We start from the raw sequence: 7,613 nt of genomic DNA, 5'->3' as shown, positions 1-7,613 counted from the left end.
CATCTGGTGCCGGAGGTAGAACTCCCGCTGCGAGCGGTCCATCTCGTCGCGGGCCATCGAGTCGATCTCTCGCTGCATGGACAACAGGTTCAGCTCGCGCCCGAGCAGGTCGTTGGCGCGCTTCAACCGCGCCACCGGATCGAGGGTCTCGAGGATCTCCTGCGCCTCCTCCACCTTGAGCTCGAGGTTCGACGCGGTGAGGTCCGCGAGCCGCCCCGGATCCTCGAGGTTGTTCGCGATGACCATGACCTCCGACGGGAGGTTCTTGCCGAGGCTCGTCGCCCGCTCGAGGGTCCTCTTCACCGAGCGCATCAGCGCTTCCTTCTCGATCGAGGCCGGGTCGTGCGGCAGGTCCCCGATCCTCTCGATCCGCGCCTGCAGGTACGGCCGCAGCGCCAAGAGTTCCGACACCCTCGCGCGGCACACCCCCTGCACGAGCACCCGGATCCTCTCGTCGGGGAGCTTCAGCATCCGCATGATGACCGCCACGGTCCCGACCCCGAACAGGTCGTCGCCGGTGGGCTCCTCCTCGTCCTTGTCCTTTTGCGCGAGGAGCAGGATCATCCGGTTTTCCGAGAGCGCCCGGTCCACCGCCTGGATGGAGAGCTCCCGCGCGACCGACAGCGGCGCGATGATGAAGGGGTACACGACCATGTCCCTCAGCGGGAGCACGGGCAACTCCGAAGGCACGCGGACCTGCTCTTCGGCGGGCCGATCGGGCGTCGCGGCCTTCATGACGCCTTCACCTCGATCGCGACCTCCTCTCCCCGGCGGTTCGGGACCTTCGGGAAGCGAACCCTGAGGAGACCGTCCCTGAGCTCCGCTTCGGCCCGATGAGTGTTGACCGGGACGCCGAGGTTGATCACCCGCCGGAATCGTCCGAACGCGCGCTCCGCGAGATGGAATTTCGAGCCGGTCTCGGGCTCGGGCCGGGCCTTCTCTCCCTGGAGGATCAGGTTCCCGCCCAGGACCGAAACCGACAGGCCCGCCGGCGCGACGCCGGGAAGCTCGACCTTGACCCGAAGCGCGTCCTCGGTCTCGACGATGTCGGCGTTGGGGATCCAGGCGCCGCCGTCCTTCCCCTCGCCGCCCAGATCGAGGAGATTGTTGAAGAGACGGTTGATCTCGCTCTGGATCCTCGCCGCCTCGAGGAGGGGACCGAACGCTCTCGACATGATCGTCTCCCACCGGCCGCGGGGCCTGCCGGCGCCTGGCCGGCTCGTCCCTGCCCTACCTTCGGGTCTCGAGAAGATCCTTGAGCTCCGCCATGAACTCCTGCACGTCCTCGAACTGACGGTAGACCGAAGCGAAACGGACGTAGGCGACCTTGTCGAGGTCCTTGAGTCGCGTCATCACGCGCTCGCCGATGACCCGGGCCTCGACCTCGCGGTCCGGCGTGTCCTGGACCATCTGCTCGACCTCGTCGGCGATGGAGTCCAGCGCCTTTGCGGGAATCGGGCGCTTCTCGCACGCCCGGTGCAGCCCCGCCAGGAGCTTCCGCCGGTCGAACGGCTCGCGCCGTCCATCCTTCTTGATGACGAGGTAGGGAATCTCCTCCACCCTCTCGTACGACGTGAACCGGCGGCTGCAGCCCAGGCACTCCCTTCGCCGCCGGATCGCGTCGCCGGAGCCGGTCTCCCGCGAGTCCACCACCTTGTCCTTCGGGTGGCCGCAGAACGGGCACCTCATTCGGGTCCCCCTCCCGGCTCCCGCGCCGCTTCCCGTCCCAGCGCCCGCACGCCGCGCGCCGCGGTCAGGACGTCGGCCCACGAGATTCCCTCGGTCTTGAGCAGAGCGAGCCCCAGCACGATCACCGGTAGGACCACCGCAAGGTGCATGAGGATCCCGGCCGCGACCGCGGCGTCGGCCGGCACGCCGTAGAGCATCTGAAGGCCGAACGCCATCGCGGCATGATATCCCCCCGCCCCTCCCGGCGTCGGGACGGCGACCCCGAACGCGAGGAGCGGGAGCATCACCATCATGGCCGGGAACGGGACGTCGGCGCCGGAGGCCCGGACTCCGAGCCACACTCCAGCGGCGATGGTGAGCCACGCGAGGATGCTGTGGGCGAGGACGATGGCGAGGAGACGTGGTCTCCTGAGCGCCTCGGCGCCGAGGACGAGCGACGAGAACGCCCGCCCGGCGCGCCGGACGAAACGGCCCCTTCGCCCGCACCAGGCTTCGATTCGCCCGCGAGCGCTGCCCGCCACCGCGGCGCCCGCCATGAAGACCAGGACGACGACGAGCAGGACGAGGGCCGCGGAACGAATCTGCCGGGCGGCGATCCCCCGGATCGGCGCGAGGAACGTGCCCGCCGCGAAGAGCGCGACGATCGCCGCGCCGTCCAGCGCTCGGTCGGCCACGATCGAGCCCAGGGACGGACCGATCGGGACATCCTCCCTCGCGCTCAGCAGCGCGGGTCGCACGAGCTCGCCAAGCCGCCCCGGGAGGATCCACGTCGTGAGGTATCCGATGATCACCGCGGTGAACATCGGCCTGAACGGCAGCTTCGGCCGGACCGGCTCGAGGAGCGCGCCCCACCGCCAGACCCGAAAGACGTTGTGGGCGAGGTTGACCGCCGCGCCGGCCACGAGTCCTCCGATGGACGCCCGGCCTATCGCTGCCAGGAGGGCGCGCCGATCCACCCCCCGCAGGACGAGCCAGAGCAGGAAAACCGCCAGGGCCGCCCCGGCCGAGTACCGGAGGATGTCCTTCATGGTCGCCGAATGTAGGCCGTCCATGCTGTAAGGTCAACAGAAAACGGCGGAACTTGGCGCCAGTGACGGCGGTCGCAGCGCCGTTGAACCCGAAGTTGGTGCCCCGTCGCCCGATCTTTACCCGTTCGTACGCACGCCGCGGCGGGCTTCGCCAGCGATTCAGTCCGATTCCCAGCCGATACCCGGCGGTGGAGAAGGCTTGATCCTGATGGTTTCGAAGCGCTTGAGGCTCACGGTTCCCGAGGACGCCCCCTTGAGCCGTCGAACGTGCTTCCGCCGGGTCCACTGGACGTCGGCCTGGCTCGCCCCTCTCGCGCTGCTGAACCACGCCGCCGCGTTCGCCGCCTCCACGAGGGTCGCACGAGGGAGGAATGGCCGTCGGTTCGGGTTACGGACCACGACGTGAGCGCCGGACACCCCGGCGGCGTGGAGCCAGAAGTCCTCGGGCGAGGCCAGCTTGAACGTCAGCCGATCGTTGTCGCGCCCGGTCTTGCCGATGAGGATCTCGAGGCCGTCGCTGCTCGTCAGAAGGCGCACCCCTTCGAGGCGAGGGCGCTCCGCCCGAGCGGACGCACGGCCCGCTCGAGTCGCGGGGCCAAGGGCGACCGGGATCGCCTCGCCGCGGAGGGCGGCCTCGATCCGCTCCGCCCCGTCCTCGCCGCGAGCCGCCTCGACGTCCGCCCGCAGCCGCTCGAGACGGGCAAGGCGCAGCCGGATCGCCTCCCGCCGGCCACGGGCGGTCTCGAGTCCCCGCCGGGCCTTGCGCGAGCGCTGGAAGCAATCGTCCACGACGGCGTGCAATGTCCGGCCGGCGGGCGCGGGGACCCCGATCTCCCCGCCGTCCGGGTCGTACGGGTCGGGCACCCACGCATGATCGCCGACCCTTCGCGCGCGTCCCATCCCGGCGAGGATCGCCTCCCCGAATCTTCGGAGCCTCTCGGGATCGCCGAGGCCCTCGAGATCGGCCGTGATCCGCCGCTCGGCGTCGAAGAGACGGCGGACCTCCGCATCGACGATTCGGCGAAGCGCCTCGATCCGCGCCGCGGCCCGCTGCGCCTTCTCGACCGCCTCGTGAAACAGCCCCGCGGTCGCGGCCGCGTCTCGTCCACAGAGGTACGCCTCCCCGGGCGCACGCTGGGGAGGCTCCCACGGGAGGAGCCTCAGGCTGCGGACATCGAGCGCCCCCCGCGACGCCTCGGCCAGTGGGTCCTCGGAGCCCGCGACGACGGGGTCGAGCTCCCCAATCGCGAGCCGGGCGAGGCGAGCTCCAAGGACGTCCCCTGCCGAGCGTCCCGATAGCCGGACTTCGTCGAGCACCAACGCCGCGGCCTCGCTGCCGATTCCGAAGGTCCTGCGGCGAAGCACCTCGAAGAGGTCTTCCCCATCGCCGACCGCTCTTCGAAGGAACGCATCGATGTCGTCGGCCGACGCCCCGAAAGGCACCAGCCTGCCCTCGGGCAATGAAGGGAGCCGGTAGGGCCGGCCGGGGGCGATGCGCTCCTGGGCCTTGCGAGGATGCCGGGCGGACGCCAGCACGTTTCCGCCGGAATCCACGTGGATCAGGTTGGCTCCATGGGTGGCCAACTCCACGACCAGGGCCTGGCCGTCGGAGAAATCGAGGATGAGCACCCGGTCGGACCCTGCCTTGGTGAGATCCCGGACCTTGAGCCCCGCGAGCGTTCGCTGAGTCTTCGCGGCAAACGGCCCCGGGGCGCGGCGGGGCCCGTCCCATCGCGAGGCTGGCCGTCCGACCCAGGGGTGAACCGGATCGAGAGAGAGCAAGACCGTGGCTGCGCGATCTTCGCCCTCGAACACCAGACGAAAGCGTTGGGAAGACTCCTCGCGAATCTCGCGCAGGAGGGTGCCCCGCAGCGCGGGCCCCAGCACGGCCGCGACTCGAATGAGGACGAGATTGTCCATGTCAGCAACGATACTGGGGACGAGTCAGTGTCGGGCTAAGGGCTTGAGGCGGTCAGTGCTCCAGCTTTCCCTTCGCTCCCTTGATGCACTCGGCGAGCGCCGAGTCGATCAGCCCCTCGACCTCGGCGGGACCCTTGTTGGAGGCTTCCGCCAGCTCCGAAACGAGCAGGAAGCGGGCCCGATCGAGCATCTTCCGCTCGCGGTAGGAGAGTGGCTTCACCTCGCTCAGCACGGACAGGCTCTTCAGGACCTCGGCCACCGCCAGGATGTCGCCGGTGCGCATCTTCTCCGAGTTGGCCTGGAACCGTCCCTTCCAGTCGTCGTAGGTGGCCACCTCGCCGTTCTTGAGCACTCCCAGAACGCGCGTCACCTCGCGCCGGGTGAGGACCTTGCGCAGCCCGACCGCCGAAGTGTTGCCGACTGGGACCATCACCGTGCTGTCGGTGGAGAGGATCCTGAGCCGGTAGAATGACGAGACGAGGTCGCCGATGGACTGATTGGTGACCTGCTCGATAACCCCTACGCCATGATTGGGATAGACGACCTTGTCGCCGACCTTGAAATCCAAGCACGCCTCCCTCGCGCTCCCCACGGGGCGGGCTCGCGGGATGACGGGTGGGCGCATGCCGCCCCGTCTACCTGTAATGGTATCGCAAGTCTCGCCAAGTTGCAATGTTTAAAACAGGTTGCGTCGCGTCCTGGGGACATATGGCCCCCGTTCCGGCCCATTTTCCTTGACAGGTTCGAAGATTCGGCGCTACGCTCCGCCGTCGCCGCCGGAGTGGCGGAATGGCAGACGCAGGGGACTCAAAATCCCCCGCCCCTTGCGGGTGTGTGGGTTCGACTCCCACCTCCGGCACCAACTTCTGGCCAAGCTGCTGGACGACGGACGTGAGTGGATCCAGTCGCCGGAAGACGACCAAGGTCGGCACGGCCGTGCGGTGGGATTTGACCGCCGTCTATCCGGACGACGACGCGTTCCACCGCGCCAAGGTTGCCTTCGAAAAGCGCCTTCCCTCGCTGTCTCGCTGGCGAGGACGTCTCGGTGAGTCCGCCGCCACCCTGGCAGAGGCCCTCGACGGAATCGCGGAGGCCTCGAAGCGCCTTCGGCGACTCCACGCCTACGCGTCCATGACGGCGGACGAGGACATGCGCATCGCGGCCCGGCACGCCCTCCGCGAGGGAATCGAGCTTCTGTTCCCGCTGCTGGCCAGCCGGACCGCGTATTTCGGTCCCGAGATCCTCGGGCTCCCTCGCGGGAGGGTCGCCGCGTTTCTCCGCGAGGAGCCGGGGCTGCTCCCGCACGCGCACGCGCTCCGGACGATCCTACGCCAGAGACGACACTTCCTGGGACCGCGGGAGGAAGAGCTCCTGGCGCAAGCGGGGCTCCTGGCGGGCGGCCCTGGCGCGATCTTCGGCCTGCTGCACAACGCCGAGCTCCCGCGCGCCGGCCTCCGTCTCTCGTCGGGCGAGCGAGTCCAATTGACGCCCGCCGCCTACGCCTTCCATCGCGCGTCCCCGGTTCGCGGAGACCGCCGCAGGGTGGTGAGGCGGTACTTCGACGCCTATCACGCCTTCGAGGCGACCCTCGGCCAGAACCTCTTCGAGTGCGTCAAGCAGCACGTGTTCCGAGCGAGGGCGCGGCGCTACGAGTCGTGCGTCGACGCCGCCCTCGACGGGGACGCCGTTCCGACGACCGTCTACCGGACGCTCCTCGCTCAGGCGCGGGGAATGCTCCCGCTCCTTCATCGGTACTTCCGCCTGCGAGCGCGGGCGCTCGGCCTCAGGCAACTCGCGTACCACGACCTGTACTGCCCGCTGACGTCTTCCCCGACCGCGGTTCACACCGTCGGGGGCGCCCGGCGCGCCGTGCGCCGCGCGCTGGCTCCGCTGGGCAGCGCGTACGCCGGGGAGCTCGACCGAGCGTTCCGGGGACGGTGGATCGACTGGCATCCCGCACCCGGCAAGCGGGCGGGCGCGTACGCGAACGGCGCGGCGTACGACGTCCACCCGTTCGTGCTCCTCAACTTCAGCGGCGACTTCGAGAGCGTGTCCACGCTCGCCCACGAAGTCGGGCACGCCATGCACTCCCACTTCAGCAACCGGGCGCAGCCGTATCCCGCGGCCGATTACTCCACGTTCGTCGCGGAGGTGGCATCGACCTTTCACGAGATCCTGCTCCACGACGACCTGCTGCGGCGAGCGAGGGGGAGCGAGGAGCGCCTGTTCCTCACCGCCCGTTGGCTGGACGATCTGCGGGCCACGTTCTTCCGCCAGGCGATGTTCGCCGAGTTCGAGCTGGCGATTCACGAGAGGGTCGAGCGAGGCGAGGCGCTCACCGGACGGAGCCTGAGCCGGGATTACCTGGAGGCGCTCCGCCGCTTCAGCGGGCACGACCAGGGCGTCGTGCGGGTCGAGGAGCGGTGCGGCATCGAGTGGGCCGCGATCCCGCACTTCCATTACGGTTTCTACGTGTACCAGTACGCGACGGGGATCGCGGCCTCGATGTCGCTGGCCGAGAGGGTCCTCGGGGGCCGGCCGCAGTCTCGCCAACGCTACCTCGCGTTCCTGCGGGCCGGGGGCTCCGATGACCCGCTCGCCCTGCTCCGGCGCGCCGGCGTCGATCTCGAAACTGCCGAGCCCTACGAGGCGGTGGCGCGCGCCCTCACCGCCTACCTCGATCGCCTGGAGGAGATGCTCGATGACGCTCCTCGGAGGAGGAGCGGCGCGAGTGCATGACGCCGTTCGCCCGGCGACCGCGCGAGCCGTCGCGCTCCTCGACGCGCTCTTGGACTGGCCGCTGCGACTCGCGATCCTGGTCTTTTCGCCGACCCAAGCAGCTACCGGTCCTACAATCAGGGAATCAAGATAAGAGTGGGAACAACTGTTTCTACGGTTGAAGTGTCGTATCCCTTGACGGCTGGGCCAACCGCTCAGGATGACTCATACACGACAAATACCGGTAGCACTCTCAGT

At 69.2% G+C, this 7,613-nt stretch carries 7 protein-coding genes and 1 tRNA gene; 2 read left to right on the top strand and 6 right to left on the bottom strand.

What is annotated here, in order from left to right:
• The 6 genes from LAO51_19230 to LAO51_19205 all read right to left on the bottom strand — a co-directional run.
• On the bottom strand, nt 1-735 hold a 735-nt coding region (locus LAO51_19230), incomplete at its 3' end, for an LON peptidase substrate-binding domain-containing protein (GenBank protein MBZ5640875.1).
• The gene (locus LAO51_19225; protein MBZ5640874.1) at nt 732-1,175 is read right to left on the bottom strand and encodes an Hsp20/alpha crystallin family protein; all 444 of its coding nucleotides are present in this window, start codon (nt 1,173-1,175) and stop codon (nt 732-734) included. The genes LAO51_19225 and LAO51_19230, both read right to left, overlap by 4 nt.
• Nucleotides 1,176-1,230: 55 nt before the next feature.
• On the bottom strand, nt 1,231-1,689 hold the full coding sequence (gene nrdR, locus LAO51_19220) for a transcriptional regulator NrdR (protein MBZ5640873.1): 459 nt from the start codon (nt 1,687-1,689) through the stop codon (nt 1,231-1,233).
• Nucleotides 1,686-2,741 carry a flippase-like domain-containing protein gene (locus LAO51_19215; protein ID MBZ5640872.1) on the bottom strand — a complete coding sequence of 352 codons (1,056 nt, stop codon included), beginning with the start codon at nt 2,739-2,741 and terminating at the stop codon, nt 1,686-1,688. Before LAO51_19215 ends, nrdR begins: the two co-directional genes overlap by 4 nt.
• Before the next feature lie 135 nt (nt 2,742-2,876).
• A complete protein-coding gene (locus LAO51_19210; protein ID MBZ5640871.1) occupies nt 2,877-4,637 on the bottom strand; it encodes an NFACT RNA binding domain-containing protein in 1,761 nt (586 codons plus the stop codon).
• A gap of 52 nt (nt 4,638-4,689) precedes the next feature.
• Nucleotides 4,690-5,262: a CarD family transcriptional regulator gene (locus tag LAO51_19205; protein MBZ5640870.1), complete on the bottom strand. Its 573-nt coding sequence runs from the start codon at nt 5,260-5,262 to the stop codon at nt 4,690-4,692.
• Between the two features lie 150 nt (nt 5,263-5,412).
• On the opposite strand from LAO51_19205, the gene LAO51_19200 reads away from it, so the two are divergent.
• Together LAO51_19200 and LAO51_19195 are read left to right on the top strand one after the other, a co-directional pair.
• Nucleotides 5,413-5,499, top strand: a tRNA-Leu gene (locus LAO51_19200).
• A gap of 29 nt (nt 5,500-5,528) precedes the next feature.
• Nucleotides 5,529-7,376, top strand: a complete 1,848-nt coding sequence (locus LAO51_19195) for an oligoendopeptidase F family protein (protein MBZ5640869.1) — start codon at nt 5,529-5,531, stop codon at nt 7,374-7,376.
• The last annotated feature ends 237 nt before the right edge of the window (nt 7,377-7,613 follow it).

It is taken from the genome of Terriglobia bacterium, from assembly GCA_020073205.1.
Classification (GTDB): domain Bacteria; phylum Acidobacteriota; class Polarisedimenticolia; order Polarisedimenticolales; family JAIQFR01; genus JAIQFR01.
Note: the sequence above shows the minus strand (reverse complement) of the source record. Positions and strands in the feature narration are given on the sequence as shown.

Excerpts from the sequence above, each read along its gene's own strand:
- LAO51_19205 (MBZ5640870.1), bottom strand. The coding sequence starts at position 5,262 with ATGCGCCCACCCGTCATCCCGCGAGCCCGCCCCGTGGGGAGCGCGAGG.
- LAO51_19215 (MBZ5640872.1), bottom strand. The coding sequence starts at position 2,741 with ATGGACGGCCTACATTCGGCGACCATGAAGGACATCCTCCGGTACTCG.
- nrdR (MBZ5640873.1), bottom strand. The coding sequence starts at position 1,689 with ATGAGGTGCCCGTTCTGCGGCCACCCGAAGGACAAGGTGGTGGACTCG.
- LAO51_19225 (MBZ5640874.1), bottom strand. The coding sequence starts at position 1,175 with ATGTCGAGAGCGTTCGGTCCCCTCCTCGAGGCGGCGAGGATCCAGAGC.
- LAO51_19210 (MBZ5640871.1), bottom strand. The coding sequence starts at position 4,637 with ATGGACAATCTCGTCCTCATTCGAGTCGCGGCCGTGCTGGGGCCCGCG.